Below are 17863 nucleotides of genomic sequence, written 5' to 3'. Positions count from 1 at the left end.
TTCGCGCGCGTTTGATGGTTCGGCGCAACAGCACGGGGACGGATCAACTCGCGGCTGTCAAACTCCTGTATCGTTTGCTAACTTGCCGGCGATGCAGTTTGTGCATTTTTCCTGCACCATCTGTATCAGGCATGTCTGCCGCGCGGCGCGCGGGCCTCTCTCCCTGTTTTGCTGAGCGCGCATGACCGGTTGCGCGAGCCTTACCATGACGAAAAACGTTCTGAGCATTCAGTCCCATGTCGTATTCGGTCACGCCGGCAACAGCGCGGCCGTGTTTCCGATGCGCCGGCTCGGCGTCAACGTGTGGCCGCTCAACACCATGCAGTTCTCGAATCACACCCAATACGGGCACTGGAGCGGCAGCGCGATCGACGCATCGCAGATGGAGGAGCTCGTCGAAGGCATCGGCGCGATCGGCATGCTGCCGCGCTGCGACGCGGTGCTTTCGGGCTATCTCGGCACGACGGAACAGGCGCGCGCGGTGATCGAAATCGTCAAGGCGGTCAAGGCGGTCAATCCTCGTGCCTGGTACTTCTGCGATCCGGTGATGGGTGCCGCGGGTGGCTACAAGACCGAGCCGGGCATCCAGGCATTCCTAGTGCGCGAGATGCCGCAAGTCGCCGACGCGATCGCGCCGAATCACATCGAATTACAGCGCCTCGTCGGCCGCGAGATCGAGACGCTCGAGGAAGCCGTGGCCGCGTGCCGCGAGTTGCTCGCGCGCGGGCCGAAGCTCGTGCTCGTCAAGCATCTGCTCGATCGCAACAGTCCCGCAGACCGCTTCAACATGCTCGTCGTCACTGAGCGCGAAGCGTGGATGGGGCAGCGCCCGCTCTATCCGTTCGCGCGCCAACCGGTCGGCGTCGGCGATCTGACGAGCGCGATATTCGTCGCGCGCACGCTGCTCGGCGATTCGATCCGCTCGGCCTTCGAGCACACGCTCGCCGCGGTGAACGCGGTGGTCAAGGCGACCTGGCAGGCCGGGCGCTATGAACTCGAACTCGTGGCGATGCAAAATGAAATCGCCCAGCCGCGCGAGTGGTTCGACGCCTGGGTCGCGGAGACGGCTTAGGCCGCTTAGGCACATCGCGCGTGACCGGGCACCCTCGCCACGCCTTGCTGGCGGCCGTCCTATAATGCGTGCCGCGTGGTGGACTAGGGCTTGCGCCCGCACTCCACCGCATTTTCAGCACCCGGCATACAGCACACGAGGCATCGATGGACGGTCACATCCGCAGCGAGCGGGAAGAATTTTTTGAGCAGTTGTGCATGAGCGTCGACGCGGACGAAGCGCACGAACAGGAAGCGATCGAGTTCTTCGAGAACCAGTTCGACCAGCCCGACTTCGATCCGGCGCAATGGCTCGATATCGCGCTCTACTACTCGCCCGCCGTCGCGCGCGGCATCGTCGAGATGGTGACGGCCGACGACAAGGCGCGCAGCAACATCGCCGAAATCATCGCCGACAATCTCGACATCGCGTACGGCGAGGACGAGTGCCAACAGTTCGCGGAGACGATCGAATTCGCGCTGAACAACGGCGTGCCGGTCGATCTCGACGTCGTGCTGGACGGCTGCCAGCGCGCGATCGACGACCTCGACACGTGGGCCGACGAAGACACCAAGGCGCCGCTGTTACGTCTGCGTGAAGAGCTGCTGCGTCAGCAGGGCGAGCGCTAGGCACAAGACTCGCATCACGCGGCGTCGACCCGACACCGCCACACCGGCCGGCGCGCTCGCGCCGGCTTCTTAAGCATGTGCCGTAATCCGCAGCCGCCGCGGACCTTCGCACGGCACGCCCCCTCGCTAGCCTGACGCACGCTCCATACGCACGTGATGCGCGTGTTGCCGCCTATGCCGAAATGCTCATTCAACACGCCACGAATTGCCAAGACGACGGCAATTTGGCTTTCTATATTCGCCCCACAGTGACCGCGCAAACACGCTGCGAAGCGCAACGCGACTGCGTGTATTCCAGCACGGTGAGCGGCGGCCGATCCTTTGTAGTCTCGCAATGCACGAGGCTCCGAGCTCTGCTTCACGTGTCGTATCGCTTCGCCGTCTGACCGCTTTCACAACAACCGTCGATGCAAGGAGAGACCATGAGTCTTCGCAACCCGCTAAAACCCTTGGCGCTGCTCGTGGGCGCGATGTTTGCCGTTGCGCCTGCCGCCAGTTTCGCCGCCGACCTGCCGGTCAAGATCGGCTTTGCCGCGCCGCTGACGGGCGCCAATGCCGGCTACGGCAAGGACCTGGAAAACGGCGTGCGGCTGGCGATCGACGAAGCCAACGCGCAGAAGATCAAGATCGGCGACAAGGTCGCGCACTTCGAGATCGTCTCGCAGGACGACCAGGCCGACCCGCGCGTCGGCGTGCAGGCCGCGCAGAAGCTGGTCGACTCGGGCGTCGCGGTGGTCGTCGGCCACTTCAACTCCGGCACGACGATCCCTGCCTCGCAGGTCTATGAGCAGGCTGGCATTCCGGTGCTCGACCCCGCGGCGACGAACCCGATCATCACCGGCCGCGGCTTCGCGAACACCTTCATGGTGATTTCGACCGATGCGCAGAACGCCGGCAACGCCGGCGCCTATGCGGTCGACGTGACGAAGGCCAAGCGCATCGCGATCATCGACGATCGCACCGCGTTCGGCCAGGGCGAGGCCGACGAATTCGAGAAGGCCGTGAAGGCGCACGGCGGCACGATCGTCGCGCGCGACTACACGGACAACCACGCGGTCGACTTCAGCACGCAGATCACCAAGTTCAAGGGCGCCAATGTCGACCTCGTGTTCTTCGCCGGTCTCGACAGCCAGGCGGCGGGCTTCGCGCGACGCATGAAGCAGCTCGGCCTGAACGCGCAACTGGTCGGTGGCGGCGGCGTGATGGACGAGGACTTCATCAAGCTCGCGGGCGATGCGTCCGACGGCGCGATGGCCTGGGAATACGGCCGTCCGCTCGCGCAACTGCCGGGTGGCAAGGACTTCAACGCGAAGTTCAAGAAGCGCTTCGGCGTGGATGTGCTGTCCTATGCGCCGTTCGGCTATGACGGCGCGTGGGTCGCGATCAAGGCGATGCAGCAAGCGAAATCCGATTCGCCGAACGTGTACCGTCCGGTGCTCAAGACGATCGACTACGACGGCGTGACCGGCAAGATCTCGTTCGACGGCACCGGCGCGTTGAAGAGCGGCGCATCGACGCTGTATCAGGTGAAGAACGGTGCGTGGGTGCCGGTCGTGACGAAGAGCGGCACCTAAGCTTCCCGTGCGACGAATCGTGGCGGCCCTGCCCGGTTGGCGGCCGGCGCGGGGCGCGCTACCGGGTTGCGCTCGCCGCCCGCACGACCAGCTCGGCATCGAGATCACGCTCGATGCGCACGAGATCCTCGCGAATCGCCGCGAATTCGTTTGCCGTACACATCTGGTGCCCGAACGCGGCGCGCAGATGCCGGTTGACCTGCAAGGTGTGCGTCGCCGGATCGAAAACGTAATGCGACGCAAACGTGATCTGCGGGTCCTCGACCGTGCCGTCGGTCGGCAGCGCCGTCACGCGCACGAAGCGCGGCAAGCTCATTTCCAGCGTTTCATCGAACTGCCCGCCGATGCACGCCCACGGCTGCGTTCTGACGGGCTCCGCGAGCCACGCCTCGATCTGCGAGCGCATGCCGCCGGCGAGGCTCGTCAGCGCCGGCACGGCGGTCGTGCCGTCCGGCCAGATCAGATGCGGCACGCTGCCTTGCATCGACGTCGCGAACGGTCCGCCGGTCACGGCGACGTCGTCGGTCTGCAACTGCGCGGTGCCGTGCAGGCCCGTTTGCAGCAGACGGCTCGCGGCAAGCTGCTGCGCGCCCTGGCGCGTCGCGCGGCGCAGCGTGTTGCGCTCGAGTTCCGCGGTATAGCCCGCGTCCTCGACGCGGTACGCGTAGTGCGCGGTGCCGTTTTCGTCGACGTCGATCTGCACCCGCGCGTTGCGTTCGCGCCGTTGCGTGGCGGGCGTGCGCGCGAGCACGCCGTCGTCGACGAGCAGCACCGGGCGGTCCATCACGCCGCCAGGCAGATAGCCGAACTCGGTGCCCCCCGCCGACGTATCCGCGAATTGCGCCAGTTCAGGAATCCAGATGATCGCGTGATTGATCGCGCTCGCGCCGTAGCCGGGCACGTCGGGCAGCGTGTAGTACGGGCCGAGATTGAGCAGCACCGGCTCGCTGCCAATGCCGGCGGCCGCGAGCAGCGCGCCGTATAGCGCGACGTGGTCCTTGCAGTCGCCATAGCGGTTGCGCAGGATGTCGGCGGCCTTGTGCGGAATCGCCGCCGTCTCGCCGAGAAAAAGCGCGACGTAGCGGATGTTCAGACGCATCCAGTCGTACAGCGCGCGGGCTTTGTCGCGAGGATCGGTCAGGCCTGCCGTCAGTTGCTGCGCGAGACGGACGATCGTGGGGTCGTCGCGGGTCGGGTCGTTGTCGGCGGGGCCGCGATAGCGCGCGGCAAAGCTCGCGAAGTCCGGCACCGTCGATACCATCAGCCGGTCGCCCCAGTTCGCATAGCCGACCGCGCCCGCTTCCAGCCGCGGATACGGGCCGTGCCGATAGTCGAACTCGTAGCGGGTGCGGCCGTTCGCGGTGACGGGCGGCAGCGCGACGTAGCCACGCGCGTCCGCATGGAGCGGCAGGTCGGCGGGCAGATCGAAGATCAGACGCTGCTCGTCGATGGGCTCGAGCGACGGTTCGACCAGATACGCGAAGGTACCCGCCTGTAGCGCCTTCGCGCGGGTCTTGCGAAACGCGAGATGTACGCGCGAGCCGGTCTGGACGCCCGGGAAAATCACGGTGCGCAGCACGCCGTCCTCGAAGCTCGGCGCGCCGGCCGAGCGCGGCTCCTCCACGTCGCGGATCGCCTCGGGGCCAACCGCATGCGCGGTGCCGTCGGGATCGATCGTTTCGGCGGCCAACAGTTGCACCTGCTCGATGTCCTTGTTGAACCACACGTAGCGTTGCGCGATAGCGTCGACGCCGCTGGCCGTGTCCGCGCGCATCAGCGTGTCGTCGTGTTCCTCGATGGAGCCGTCTTTCTGAATCACGAACAGGTGGACGTCGCGCTCGATCGTCGAAGGGGCGCGTTCGTCGGCGGAGGTGGCGATTTCGCCTGCGGCCGCGCACAAAGGGAAGGCGACGCACGCGAGCCCGACGCCGACGATCGACGTGCGCGCCAACGTGACGACGATGTTCCGCAAGCTCCACCTCGGCCAGGTTCGTGTCGTGGTTGTAGCACAACGCCGGCACGCGCGTTTCAGCGGCCGCCTTCACTCGCCGTCGTCGAGCTGGCTCAACAGCGCCTGCAATTTTTCCACGTGCCTGAGCAGCAGATGCCGGTGCTTGTCGATCTGTTCGAGCCGGCCCTCGAGATCGGCCTGAATGCGGTCGTCGAGCTCGGCCGCGGCCACCACGTCCTCGACCTTCGCGCGCATCGACGCCAGCTCCACCGGCGCATGCAGCAGATGCCGCTCGAAGCGCCGCACTTCCTGTGTCGCGAGATCGCGCACCTTGCGAAAATGCGCGTGCCGGCGGTGCGCTTCGACATCGAGCGTTCCTTCGTCGATGCGCCGCGCGGGCCCCGGCTGCCCAAAAATCGGCTCGGGCCGCAGCACCGTTTTCTTGCGCACCGGATGCGCGGTGCCGCGAAAGCGCGCGAGCGGCTGCTCGTTGTCGATCGCCTCGCGCGCATTCGACGGAATCTCGTGATCGGCGTGCGGCACGTTCATCCAGCCGGCCGGCAAACCGGTGACCGCCTCGACGCCGCGCACGAATTCCTCGCTGAATTCGCGCTTGCCGGACAGCATCAACTTCAGATAGCTCGCGGAAAACGTCATCATGCGCGCGAGCCGGCTCGCGGCGCCGACCTCGCTGGTCAGCAACACCAGGTTCGCGCGCCAGACTGGCAGCAGCAATTCGTCGGAATCTTCCATCGCTGGGTCTTCCATCTTTTCGCCTGATGAACCGATGACTGCGTCGCGCACCTCATCGTTGTGAAAGGATAGTCGCCTCGTGGTGTCGCGGCGTTAAAACGGGGCGTACGACACATCGCGTGTTGCATCGACACACGTACGCGCGCGCCGTTCCTGCCAGCGGCCGCGCGATTGTGGCATGCTTACACGCCGCCGCGGCACGCGTCGTGCTGTATCGGTTGCTCCCCAACACTGACTTAAGGGTTTTGTAATGAAGAAAATCGTTCTCGCCATCGCCGCAGCCGTCGCCACCCTGAGCGCGATCGCTCCCGCTCAAGCTGATGAGCATCGTCACGAGTGCCACAAGGTGCGCGTGCATCATCATTGGGAAAAGCGCTGCCACTAATGGCGGTGAAACCGTGTCCAAGGACGCGGTGCACATCAAAAAGCCCCGCTTTCGCGGGGCTTTTTTCATTGCCCGCCGCGTCGTGGGACCAGCCGGCGCACGATACGCTTTGCGCGCTCGACGTTCAAACATTCCATACGACCGCGCCGGCATGCAATCACAGACACATGCTGTTACACCTTCGTGATACGCGAATGCGTTGACCTCAGGCTGCCGTCACGCGCGCGAGAGCCGTCGTCAGCAGCGCTTCGAGCAGCGGCGCGACGTGCGCGGCGAGCTTTTCATCGTACCCATAGGGCAGGCGCTCTTCCATGTACGTGATCTGCGACAGCTCGAGTTGCACCGCATGCACGCCCTGTTCGGGCTGTCCGTATTGCCGCGTGATATAGCCGCCCTTGAAGCGGCCATTCGCAATCGCCGAATACCCGCCGTGACGCTCGACCAGCGCCGCCAGCGCTTCGGCCATGCCCGGCGCCGCGCTCGCCCCGTCCGAGGTGCCGAAGTTGAAGTCCGGCAGACGTCCGTCGAAAAAACGCGGCACCTGCGAGCGGATCGAATGCGCTTCCCACAACAGCACCTTGCCGTGCTTCGCTTTCAGCGCCGCGAGCTCGCCGGTGAGCGCGTCGTGATACGGCCGCCAGTACGCGTCGCGACGGCGCGCGATTTCCGCATCGTCGGGCAGATGGCCGTCACGATAGAGCGGCTCCTTGTCGAACGTATCGACCGGCAGCAGACCTGTGGTGTCCTGCCCCGGGTACAGGTTCGCGCCGTCGGGCGGACGGTTCAGGTCGATCACGTAGCGCGCGTAGGCCGGCGTCAGGATCGACGCGCCGAGGCGCTTCGCGAATGCATACAGGCGATCGAGATGCCAGTCGCAATCGTCGGTGCGTTGCGCGACCGGCGTCATCGTCGCGGCGATGTCGGCGGGAATCTGGGTGCCCACATGCGGGATCGAGATCAGAAGCGGCAGGCTTCCCTGATGCAGCGAGAAAACCGGCGTGAGGTTCGAAGCAGTCATGTCAGTCCGGAATCGGTGGTTTCGGAGAATTGGCTCGGCAGGTCATGACCTTATTTGAGCAGTTCCGCGAGTGCCGCGCGGTAGCGCGCATACGCGCCCTCTTCGTCGCGATGCCTGCGATCGTCGACGACCTTGACGCCGCCCGCGTAGACATCGCGAATCGGCGTGTCGCCGTGCTCGCAGAACACGACGCCCGACAGCCACGCCTCACGCGCATGCTCGGCAATGCTCGAATGAGCGGCATCGAGCACGAGCCAGTCCGCGCGATGGCCGGGCCGCAATGCGCCGACCGCACGGCCGCTCGCGCGCGCGCCGCCGTCGAGCGCGGCTGCATACAGACGGTCCGCGACATGCGTGGCCTGCGCCGACGCCAGCACGTTGCGCTGCCGGCGCGTCAGACGCTGGCCGTATTCGAGCAGACGCAGCTCGGCGCGCCAGTCGACGGCGATATGGCTGTCGGAGCCGACGCCGATGCGCCCGTGCGCATCGAGATAGTCGCGGGCGGGAAAAATGCCGTCGCCGAGATTGGCCTCGGTGATCAGACACAATCCCGCGACCGCGCCGCTGTTCGCGAGCGCGAGCGTTTCGTTCGCATCGACATGGGTCGCGTGCACGAGACACCAGCGGCTGTCCACATCGAAACGATCGAGCAGCCATTGCACGGGCCGCGCGCCTTCGGTTTCGATGCACGCGTCGACCTCGGCGGTCTGTTCGGCGATATGGATATGCACGGGCGCGCTGGCATCGATGCCGCCAAGCAACGCCCGCAACGACGCCGCCGACACCGCGCGCAGCGAATGCGGCGCCACGCCGTAACGCAGCGCCGCATGTTCGGGGCGCGCCGCGCGCAGCGTGCCGAGCAGATCGAGCAGGCTCTCCGGCGTATTGATGAAACGCCGCTGGTCGTCGCGCGGCGCGCGCGCGCCGAAGCCGCTGTACTGATACAGCACCGGCAGCATCGTGACGCCGATGCCGCTCGCCGATGCCGCGTCCACCACGCGTTGCGCAAGCTCGGCGTGATTCGCATAGCGCTGACCGTCCGGCGCGTGATGCACGTAGTGGAACTCGCACACCGACGTATAACCTGCCTTCAGCATTTCGATGTAGAGCCACTGCGCGACGCTCGCGAGGCCTTCCGGCGTCATGCGCGCAGCGAAGCGATACATCAGCTCGCGCCATGACCAGAAGTTATCCGTCGCGTTGGCGCGATATTCGGTGAGCCCCGCCATCGCGCGCTGAAACGCGTGTGAGTGAAGATTCGGCATGCCGGGCATCAGCGGGCCCGCTGCCTTCGGCACGCCCGACGGCGCTTCGGCTCGATCTGGCGTGACCGCGCTCAGCGTGCCGTGCGCGTCCCATTCGAGCAGCACGTTGCGGCGCCAGCCCTCGGGCAAGTACGCGTCGGCGGCGAACAGCGATTGATTGGATTGCGTCATCTGTCAGCTTCTCGTTGAGGTCGCACCCGACTCGCGCCGCGTATAAACGGTTTCACCCGCGCGCACGACGCGCGCGCACAGCGGCCGGCCAATCCAGTAAGCGAGCTCGGCCAGCGAATCGACGGACCACACCGCGAAGTCGGCCGCGCGCCCGGCCTGCAGCGCGCCGTGCCGATCGTGCTTGCCGAGCGCGCGCGCCGCATGCGCGGTGACGCCTTGCAGCACCTCGGGCACGGTCATGCGAAACAGCGTGCTCGCCATGTTCATCATCAGCAGCAAAGACGTGGACGGCGACGTGCCCGGGTTGCTGTCGGTCGAGATCGCGATCGGCACCTCGTAGCGCCGCAGCAGTTCGAGCGGCGGCAATTGCGTCTCGCGAATGAAGTAGTACGCGCCCGGCAGCAGCACCGCGACGGTGCCGGCTTGTTTCATCGCCGCGACGCCGGCTTCGTCGAGAAACTCCAGATGATCCGCCGACAGCGCGCGATGCCGCGCCGCGAGCGCGGTGCCGCCGCCGTTCGACAACTGCTCGGCGTGCATCTTGACCGGCAGCTGGTGGCGCGCCGCCGCGTTGAACACCCGCTCGCTTTGTTGCAGCGAAAAACCGATGCGCTCGCAGAACACGTCGACCGCATCGACGAGGCCTTCGTCCACGAGCGCGGGCAGCATCGTGTTGCAGACTTCGTCGATATACGCGTCAGCGCGGCCCGTGAATTCGGGCGGCAACGCGTGCGCGCCGAGAAACGTCGTATAGACCGTGAGCGGATAGCGCTCGCCGAGTTGCCGCGCGACGCGCAGCATCTTGCGCTCGCTCGCGAGGTCGAGGCCATAGCCCGATTTGATTTCGATCGCCGTCACGCCTTCGGCGAGCAGCGGTTCGAGCCGCGCGGCCGCTTGCGCGAACAGTGACGCTTCATCCGCCGCGCGCGTCGCGCGCACCGTCGATACGATACCGCCGCCCTGTCGCGCGATTTCTTCGTAGCTGACGCCCGCGAGCCGCTGCGCGAATTCGTCGGCGCGCTGGCCGCCATACACGAGGTGCGTATGACAATCGATCAAACCCGGCGTCACCCACGCGCCACGCAAGTCTTCACGCGGCCATCCGGCATAGTGCGCGGGCATTTCAGCCGCCACGCCGAGCCACGCGATGCGGCCGTCTTCGACCGCGATCGCGGCATCGGCGAGGGTGTGGCGAGGATCGCCCTGCGGACACAGATTCAGGTGATGCCAGACGGTTTGCTTCATTGCGTGCTCGTTGCAGCTCGTTGCGTGTCGGTGAATGGGTTCGCCTTGGTAGACCGCATGCGGTGCCCGGTTATGGTTCAATCGTCAGCGCGTGTAGCGGATCGTGATCGCGAGCACCGCGCCATCGCCCGTCAGCGTGCAAGCAAGCGCGTTCGGCCGGTCGATGCGCAGTGTGTCGCCGGTGCCGAGCTGCTTAGCTTGTGCGTGGCCCGCCGCCAACGCGACCGTCACCGCGCCACCCGCGCAAAACAGCAGGACCACGTCGCTGTCGAGTATGCGCCGCGCATCCGGCTGCGTGCCGGTGCGCCACACTTCCAGCTCGCCCTGCGCCGCATCGCGCCGAACCATCAGGTTGAAGTCGCGCGTCGCGCCGTCGACGAGCCGAGCGTCGATACGCGCTTCGCCGTCGAAGCGCGCAATGTCGAGCGGCTCGCGCAACGCATGCGTGTCGACGACGCCCGCATCGCCCAGCTCATCGAGCAGCATGCCCGCGCCAGAGAGCAACACGAGCGTCCGGTCCACGCCGTCGAAGCGCGAGAACGGCCCCGCTCGCGCGACATCGGCGACGCTCACGCGCCAGAGGAAATCGTGGCTCGCCGCGCCCTGCCCGCCGCCGGCCGACGGAAACGCCGCGACTTCGCGCGTCACCCCGCCGCCATTTTTCCACGGCGCCGCCACGAGGTCGGCGCCGCGAATCAGCGTGATGCTTGCCATGTCGCCGGCGTGGTTGGCAACGCTCACGATCAGCGGCCCAGCATCGGCAGCTTGAGGCCGGCCTCGCGCGCGGTTTGCTGCGCGAGTTCATAGCCCGCATCCGCGTGACGCATCACGCCGGTTGCCGGATCGTTCAGCAGCACGCGGCCGAGGCGCTCATGCGCGGCTTGCGTGCCGTCCGCGACGATCACGACGCCCGCGTGCTGCGAGAAGCCCATGCCGACGCCGCCGCCGTGATGCAGCGAGACCCACGACGCGCCGCCCGCGGTATTGAGCAGCGCGTTGAGCAGCGGCCAGTCGCTGACAGCGTCCGAGCCGTCCTGCATCGATTCGGTTTCGCGGTTCGGGCTCGCGACCGAACCGGTATCGAGGTGATCGCGGCCGATCACGATCGGCGCTTTGAGCTCGCCGTTCCTGACCATTTCGTTGAACGCCTGGCCGAGGCGATAACGATCCTTCACGCCGACCCAGCAGATCCGCGCCGGCAAACCCTGGAATGCGATGCGCTCGCGCGCCATGTCGAGCCAGTGATGCAGATGCGGATCGTCGGGGATCAGTTCCTTGACCTTCGCATCGGTCTTGTAGATGTCCTCGGGGTCCCCCGACAGCGCAACCCAGCGGAACGGCCCTTTGCCTTCGCAGAACAGCGGACGGATATACGCCGGCACGAAGCCCGGGAAATCGAACGCGTTTTCCACGCCCATGTCGAGCGCAATCTGGCGGATGTTGTTGCCGTAGTCGAGCGTTGCCGCGCCGCGCTCCTGCAGCGTCAGCATCGCCTGGACCTGTTTCGCCATCGACTGCTTCGCCGGCGTGACGATGCTCTCCGGCGCGGTCTTCATGCGCACGCGCCAGTCTTCCACGGTCCAGCCTTGCGGCAGGTAGCCGTGGATCGGGTCGTGCGCGCTGGTCTGGTCGGTCACGCAGTCCGGCGTGATGCCGCGCGCGACGCACTCGCCGAACACGTCGGCGGCATTGCCGAGCAGGCCGACCGACACCGGCTTGCCGGCGCGCTTCGCTTCGTCGAGCATCGCGAGCGCCTCGTCGAGCGTGTTCGCTTTCCTGTCGACGTAGCGCGTCTTCAGACGCAAGTCGATGCGCGTCTCGTCGCATTCGACCGCGATCATCGAGAAGCCCGCCATCGTCGCCGCGAGCGGCTGCGCGCCGCCCATGCCGCCGAGACCACCGGTCAGAATCCACCGGCCTTGCGGATCGCCGTTGAAGTGCTGGTTGGCGACCGCGAAGAACGTCTCGTAGGTGCCCTGCACGATGCCCTGGCTGCCGATGTAGATCCAGCTGCCCGCCGTCATCTGGCCGTACATCATCAGGCCCTTGCGGTCCAGTTCGTGAAAGTGTTCCCACGTCGCCCAGTGCGGCACGAGGTTCGAGTTGGCGAGCAGCACACGCGGTGCGTCCGCATGCGTGCGGAACACGCCGACCGGCTTGCCCGATTGAATCAGCAGCGTTTCGTCCTCATTCAGATCCTTCAGCGATGCGAGGATCTGGTCGAAGCAATCCCAGTTGCGCGCGGCGCGGCCAATGCCGCCGTACACGACGAGCGCGTGCGGGTGCTCGGCGACTTCGGGGTCCAGATTATTCTGGATCATCCGGTACGCGGCTTCCGCGATCCAGGTCTTGCAGGTCTTTTCGGCGCCGCGCGGTGCGCGGATCGTGCGAGTCGGATCAAGACGCGGATCGATGTGTTTCGGATCGTTCATGGTGTCCCTCGGAATGCGAAGATGTTCGATAAAGATTCGGCGAAGACCAGCCAGCGAATTCAGAAATGCCCAGTGAAGCGGTAACGGCTGCCCGGATGCCACAGGTTCGCGATCGAGGCGACCTCGCCCTGCGACCACGTGCGCCGGTGCAGCACGAGACACGGCTCGCGTTCACTCATGCTCAGCAGCTCGCGCGTCGTATCGTCGGCCACGAGCGCCTCGATGCGGTATTCGACGCGCTGCAGCGGCGCGACGCGCACCAGATACTGGTTCGGCGTCGTGTTCGTGAAGTCCTGCAACGCATAGTCGGGCGCGACGGCTGGATTGACCCAGCGTTCCTCGAGCTGCACCGGCTCGTCGTTTTCGAAATGCAGCAGCCGCGAATGAAACACGGGGCTGCCGGCGCTCACTTGCATCTCTTCGGCGAGCGCCGCATCGGCGATGCTTGCGCCGAGGTTCAGCACCTTCGCCTGATAGCGATGACCGCGCGCGACGATTTCATCGGAGATGCTGCGGATCGCCACCAGGGTCGACTCGTACTTGGTCCGCGCGACGAAAGTGCCCGAGCCCTGTACGCGCGTGAGCACCTGCTCAGCGGTCAATTCGCGCAACGCACGATTGACCGTCATGCGCGCGACGCTGAACTCGCGCGCCAGCTCGTTTTCAGAGGGCACCTGGTCGCCTTCGGCCCACTCGCCCGCATGAATGCGTGCGAGGATGAAGTCCTTGATGCCCTGATAAGCGGGTGCGTTCATCAGTGTGATCCGCGCTGTCGATGCGTTATTGTTCCGACGCGAACGAGAACGGGCTCAGTTTCGCGACCGCGCCGGCCTGCACGAGCTTCGTGACCGCGGCGATGTCCGGCGCGAAGTAGTGATCGATCTCGTAGTGCGCAACGTCCTTGCGCACGAGCTCCATCACCTTCTGCAGGCTCGGGCTGGTCTTGTGCGGCGCGCGCAGATCGACGCCCTGGGCGGCGGCGAGTAGTTCGATCGACAGGATGTTCGCAGTGTTCTCGGCGATATCGCCGAGCTTGCGCGCGGCGAACGTCGCCATCGACACGTGGTCTTCCTGGTTCGCCGACGTAGGCAGCGAATCGACCGAGGCCGGATGCGCGAGTGTCTTGTTTTCCGACGCGAGCGCGGCGGCCGTCACGTGCGCGATCATGAAGCCGGAGTTCACGCCGCCATCCTTGACGAGGAACGGCGGCAGCCCCGACAGCGTCGCGTCGATCAGCAGTGCGATGCGGCGTTCCGCGAGTGCGCCGATTTCCGACGCGGCGAGCGCGAGGTTGTCCGCGGCGAACGCGACCGGCTCGGCGTGGAAGTTGCCGCCCGACAGCACCTCGCCGGTGTCCGGGAAGATCAGCGGATTATCGGAGACCGCGTTCGCTTCCTTCAGCAGCGTGTCGGCGGACTGACGCATCTGGTCGAGACACGCGCCCATCACCTGCGGCTGGCAGCGCAGGCTGTACGGGTCCTGCACCTTGTCGCAGTCGATATGCGACACGTTGATCGCCGAGCCCTGCAGCAGCGAGCGATACGCCGCCGCCGCGTCGATCTGGCCTTGATGGCCGCGCAGTTCGTGGATGCGCGCATCGAACGGCTTGACGGAGCCCATCGCCGCATCGACCGACAGCGCGCCGGTCACCAGCGCCGTGCGGAACAGGTCTTCGATCGCGAACATGTTGTAGAGCGCGAGCGCCGTCGAAGCCTGCGTGCCGTTGAGCAGCGCGAGGCCTTCCTTCGCCTGCAGTGTGAGCGGCTTCAGACCGACGAGCGCGAGGCCTTCGGTGGCCGGCATACGCTCGCCCTTCGCGAACACCTCGCCGACGCCGAGCAGGGTCGCCGACATATGCGCGAGCGGCGCGAGGTCGCCCGAGGCGCCGACCGAGCCCTTGACCGGGATCACCGGCAGCACGTCCGCGTTGAACAGCGCGATCAGCGCTTCCATCACTTCGCGGCGGATGCCCGAGTGGCCGCGGCCGAGGCTGGACAGCTTCAGCGCGATCAACAGACGCACGACGGGGCGCGACATCGGCTCGCCGACGCCGACCGCGTGCGACAGCACCAGATTGCGCTGCAACAGTTCGAGCTGATCGCGCGGGATGTGCGTGCTGGCGAGGCGGCCGAAACCGGTGTTGATGCCGTAGGCCGGCTCACCCTTGGCGGTGATATCGGCGACAGCCTGCGCGCATGCGTCGATGGCGGCGTGGCTCGCGGGATCGAGTTGCAGGGTGAGCTGTTCACGCGCGATCCGGCGCAGTTGCGGGAGGGTCAGGTAGCCGGGCTTCAGAATCATGGTTGTCGTCCTGTCTATACAAGTTCAAACAAGTCTAGCCGGCGAGCCTTGTATATACAACTCGTTTTTAAAGTTTCGGTGCTTGGGGATTTCCCGACGCGCGATTACCGCTTGACCCGCGCCGGTTTTCGCGCACGCTCAACCGCGGCGCACGTGGGTAATCGAATGGATCGAACGCGACATGATGGTGCCGCAAAGCACCGTTTGACGCGGCTTTGCGCGCCGCGCCGCGTAAGCTGTGTAAGCGGGGGCGTTGCGAATCCGTAAGCTCGTTTCGATAGAATCGCGGCCACTTGACGGTGCGCTTGCACCGTCGCACACACGCCCCGACTCGACCGATGAGCCTCGCGCTGAACTTCGACTGGCTGACCAACATCATGGCGATTCTGTTCGTGGTCGCGTGTCTGTACGACACGCGCTACGACGAATACGGCGTTCTGACGCTCGCCGCCGCGACGATGAGCCTCATCGTCATGGCGATGGAGCTGTTCCTCAGACCCGCCTTCGAGATGGCGCTGTAGCGCGTTCAAGCAGCGCGGAGGCGGCGCGCCGGCTAGCGCGGCGCGCGCCCCTCGCACTCTTCGTCCACACGGTTCACCGCTTTCACCTCTTTCACACCGTATACGATCCGCACGCCGGGCAAACCGCCTGCGCGTGGTCGTCGTAGCGGTCGTGATGCCTGACCCAGTCCGTCAGACTAATCTTCTCGTTACGGCCTTTCGGCGTGATATCCAGAAGCGCGTACGTGGTCACGAAACGCTCGTCGCCGCGTCCGAAGCATGAGTACGTGTGGTACACATCGCCGTTTTCGTCCTTGTAAAACACGCTGTGGCCGTGCTGTTCGTCGATGCCGACGTCCTGCTCGGTGAAGTTATAGAACGCCTTCCTGCTCGCCAGCTGCTCCGGCGTGAACGACACGTGGTAGTCGAAATTGAAATCGCTTCCGCTCGACGACACCCACGGGAAGGTCCATCCCATCCGCCGCTTGAACGCGTCGATCTTCGCGAGCGGCGCGTGCGATACCGTCACGTAGCTCACGTCGTGGTGAACCAGATGCGTGAGAATGCCGCTCATATGGTCCGACAGGAACGAGCAGCCGACGCAACCCTCCTGCCAGTCGGGGCCCAGCATGAAGTGATAAACGATCAGCTGGCTGCGGCCATCGAACAGTTCCGCGAGCGTCTTGCGGCCCTCCGGCGTTTCGAAGGTATACAGCTTGTCGACCTTCACCCACGGCAATTCGCGACGCTTGCGCGCGAGTTCGTCGCCCGCGCGCATATGCGCTTTTTCTTCGGCGAGCAGCGCGCGGCTCGCGGCGAGCCACTCCTCGCGACTGGCGATGCGATGTTGCGGTTCCATCTGCGTCTCCTTTCCTCGTGACCATACGGTTATGGTTTAGAAGCGCTGGCGGGAAAGTCAAGGACAGGTGCGCAGCAGTGAAATGAACCCAACCCAACTCAGATCGCCCAGCCGCCCAGATAAAACCCGACCAGCACCGCCGCGATCGCCACGGTGCCCACGTTGAGCTTGCGATACTCGCCGCTAACCACGCGTCCGATCACCAGCGTCGCGAAGCCGAGCATGATGCCGGTCACGATGTTCGCGGTCAGCACGATGAATACCGCGCACACGAGACCGGCCATCGCGTCGACCATGTCGTCCATATGCAGCTTGCTGACGTTCGACAGCATCAGCAGCCCCACGTACATCAGCGCGGGCGCGGTCGCATACGACGGCACCAACGCGGCGAGCGGCGAGAAAAACATCACCACGAAAAACAGTAGACCGACCACCGCCGCCGCCATCCCCGTCTTCGCGCCCGCCGCGACGCCGACCGTCGACTCGATATACGCGGCCGCCGGCGCGCCGCCGAGCAGACCCGAGAAGATCGAGCTCAGCGAATCGGCGGTCAGCGCGCGGCCGCCGTTGATGATGCGGCCGTTCTCGTCGAGCTGTCCCGCCTGGCCCGCGACCGCGCGGATCGTGCCGGTCGCGTCGAACACGGCGGTCATCACGAGCGCGAGCACGCTCGGCAGCACCGCCATCGACAGCGCGCCCTTCACGTCCATCGCGCCGATCAGCGACGCATGACCCGGCGCGCTCAACGACGGCACCGCGAACACGCCGTGAAACACCACAGCCGGATCGATCGCGAGCCCGATCGCCGAGATCGCGACGATCACGATCAGGATCGAACCCGGCACACGCCGCCGCACCAGCCCGACGATCGCGGCGAGTCCGGCGACCGACATCAACGCCGGCAATGCCGTGATCTGCCCGAGCGACACCGGCAGCCCGGCCCCCGGATTCTTGACCACGAGCCCGACGTCGTTCGCGGCGATCAGCAGCAGGAACAGACCGATGCCGATTCCCGTGCCATGCGCGATGCCGGCCGGCAAATTGCGCAAGATCCACGAGCGCACGCCGGTCACCGAAATCGCGGTGAACACGACGCCCATCAGAAACACCGCGCCCAGCGCGACGCTCGGATGCAGGCCCTTGCCGAGCACCAGCCCGAACGCGGTAAACGCGGTCAGCGAGATCGCGCAGCCGATCGCGATCGGCAGACGCGCCCACGCGCCCATCAGCAGCGAGCCGAACGCCGTGGTCAAACAGACGGCGACGAACACCGCGCTGGTATCGAAGCCCGCCTTACCCAGCATGCCCGGCACGACGAACACGGAATAGACCATCGCGAGGAAGGTCGTGATGCCCGCGACGATCTCCTGGCGCTGCGTGCTGCCGCGCGCGGAAATGTCGAAGTAGCGGTCTAGAAAGCCCGTGGGGTGAAATGTTTTCGTGTCGAAGGATTCGTTCGCGACCTCGGAATTCGCGAGGGCCTGGGGTTCCATCATGATGAGTGCCTCCTTTATCAGCGTGCTGAAACGGCCGCTGGAGCGGCCGTCATCAGGTTCGTCTCGTGGATTTGTCGGTGTGGGTAGCGCTGTTCTGAGTCGAAATGTAGGTGAACACAACTATGGGTCCAATCGCATGGACGGCATGCCGGACATGTCGCGCGACTTATAACTTGTGCGCGACGGTCGCTCGCGCGAGCGCGCCGCGCGTTTACACCTACCGCATCCGGCCA

General features: G+C 65.7%; 16 protein-coding genes. 5 read left to right on the top strand and 11 right to left on the bottom strand.

Annotated elements, in window-relative coordinates:
* Positions 1-205: 205 nt before the first annotated feature.
* From pdxY to BJG93_RS05505, 3 genes are all read left to right on the top strand, one after another.
* A complete protein-coding gene (pdxY, locus tag BJG93_RS05515) occupies positions 206-1072 on the top strand; it encodes a pyridoxal kinase PdxY (protein WP_027197326.1) in 867 nt (288 codons plus the stop codon).
* A gap of 146 nt (positions 1073-1218) precedes the next feature.
* Positions 1219-1680 carry a hypothetical protein gene (locus BJG93_RS05510; RefSeq protein ID WP_027197325.1) on the top strand — a complete coding sequence of 154 codons (462 nt, stop codon included), beginning with the start codon at positions 1219-1221 and terminating at the stop codon, positions 1678-1680.
* Positions 1681-2102: 422 nt separating this feature from the next.
* The gene (locus BJG93_RS05505; RefSeq protein ID WP_027197324.1) at positions 2103-3254 is read left to right on the top strand and encodes a branched-chain amino acid ABC transporter substrate-binding protein; all 1152 of its coding nucleotides are present in this window, start codon (positions 2103-2105) and stop codon (positions 3252-3254) included.
* Positions 3255-3312: 58 nt separating this feature from the next.
* Here BJG93_RS05505 and BJG93_RS05500 read toward each other — a convergent pair whose 3' ends face one another.
* Both BJG93_RS05500 and BJG93_RS05495 read right to left on the bottom strand, forming a co-directional pair.
* A complete protein-coding gene (locus BJG93_RS05500) occupies positions 3313-5226 on the bottom strand; it encodes a DUF3857 domain-containing transglutaminase family protein (RefSeq protein ID WP_027197323.1) in 1914 nt (637 codons plus the stop codon).
* Positions 5227-5295: 69 nt separating this feature from the next.
* Entirely contained in the window at positions 5296-5958 is a 663-nt protein-coding gene (locus tag BJG93_RS05495; protein ID WP_027197322.1) for a hypothetical protein, read from the bottom strand.
* Between the two features lie 250 nt (positions 5959-6208).
* Between BJG93_RS05495 and BJG93_RS36020 the strand changes: the two genes are divergently transcribed.
* Entirely contained in the window at positions 6209-6343 is a 135-nt protein-coding gene (locus tag BJG93_RS36020) for a hypothetical protein (RefSeq protein WP_269217457.1), read from the top strand.
* 205 nt (positions 6344-6548) lie between these two features.
* Here the strand turns inward: BJG93_RS36020 and hutG are convergent, their stop codons facing one another.
* The 7 genes from hutG to hutH form a co-directional block, all read right to left on the bottom strand.
* On the bottom strand, positions 6549-7361 hold the full coding sequence (gene hutG / locus BJG93_RS05490) for an N-formylglutamate deformylase (RefSeq protein ID WP_027197321.1): 813 nt from the start codon (positions 7359-7361) through the stop codon (positions 6549-6551).
* 50 nt (positions 7362-7411) lie between these two features.
* Complete coding sequence (locus BJG93_RS05485) at positions 7412-8797, bottom strand: formimidoylglutamate deiminase (protein WP_027197320.1); 1386 nt, start codon at positions 8795-8797, stop codon at positions 7412-7414.
* A gap of 3 nt (positions 8798-8800) precedes the next feature.
* A complete protein-coding gene (gene hutI / locus BJG93_RS05480; protein ID WP_027197319.1) occupies positions 8801-10042 on the bottom strand; it encodes an imidazolonepropionase in 1242 nt (413 codons plus the stop codon).
* A gap of 84 nt (positions 10043-10126) precedes the next feature.
* Positions 10127-10756, bottom strand: coding sequence for a HutD/Ves family protein (locus BJG93_RS05475; RefSeq protein ID WP_027197318.1), 630 nt, complete (start codon positions 10754-10756; stop codon positions 10127-10129).
* Positions 10757-10785: 29 nt separating this feature from the next.
* Positions 10786-12474, bottom strand: a complete 1689-nt coding sequence (hutU, locus tag BJG93_RS05470; protein WP_027197317.1) for a urocanate hydratase — start codon at positions 12472-12474, stop codon at positions 10786-10788.
* Between the two features lie 59 nt (positions 12475-12533).
* Positions 12534-13229 carry a histidine utilization repressor gene (gene hutC / locus BJG93_RS05465; protein WP_027197316.1) on the bottom strand — a complete coding sequence of 232 codons (696 nt, stop codon included), beginning with the start codon at positions 13227-13229 and terminating at the stop codon, positions 12534-12536.
* Between the two features lie 25 nt (positions 13230-13254).
* Entirely contained in the window at positions 13255-14775 is a 1521-nt protein-coding gene (gene hutH / locus BJG93_RS05460; RefSeq protein WP_027197315.1) for a histidine ammonia-lyase, read from the bottom strand.
* A gap of 338 nt (positions 14776-15113) precedes the next feature.
* Here hutH and BJG93_RS05455 point away from each other — a divergent pair, with 338 nt between their 5' ends.
* Positions 15114-15296 (top strand): hypothetical protein, encoded by a 183-nt coding sequence (locus BJG93_RS05455; protein ID WP_027197314.1) that lies wholly within the window; start codon positions 15114-15116, stop codon positions 15294-15296.
* 91 nt (positions 15297-15387) lie between these two features.
* Here BJG93_RS05455 and BJG93_RS05450 read toward each other — a convergent pair whose 3' ends face one another.
* Positions 15388-16134 carry a DUF899 domain-containing protein gene (locus BJG93_RS05450; protein ID WP_027197313.1) on the bottom strand — a complete coding sequence of 249 codons (747 nt, stop codon included), beginning with the start codon at positions 16132-16134 and terminating at the stop codon, positions 15388-15390.
* Positions 16135-16232: 98 nt separating this feature from the next.
* Positions 16233-17630 (bottom strand): NCS2 family permease, encoded by a 1398-nt coding sequence (locus BJG93_RS05445; protein ID WP_027197312.1) that lies wholly within the window; start codon positions 17628-17630, stop codon positions 16233-16235.
* Positions 17631-17863 lie beyond the last annotated feature (233 nt).

Source organism: Paraburkholderia sprentiae WSM5005 (assembly GCF_001865575.2).
GTDB lineage: Bacteria > Pseudomonadota > Gammaproteobacteria > Burkholderiales > Burkholderiaceae > Paraburkholderia > Paraburkholderia sprentiae.
The sequence above is the reverse complement of the archived record's forward strand: the minus strand, read 5'-3'. Positions and strand labels throughout refer to the sequence as shown.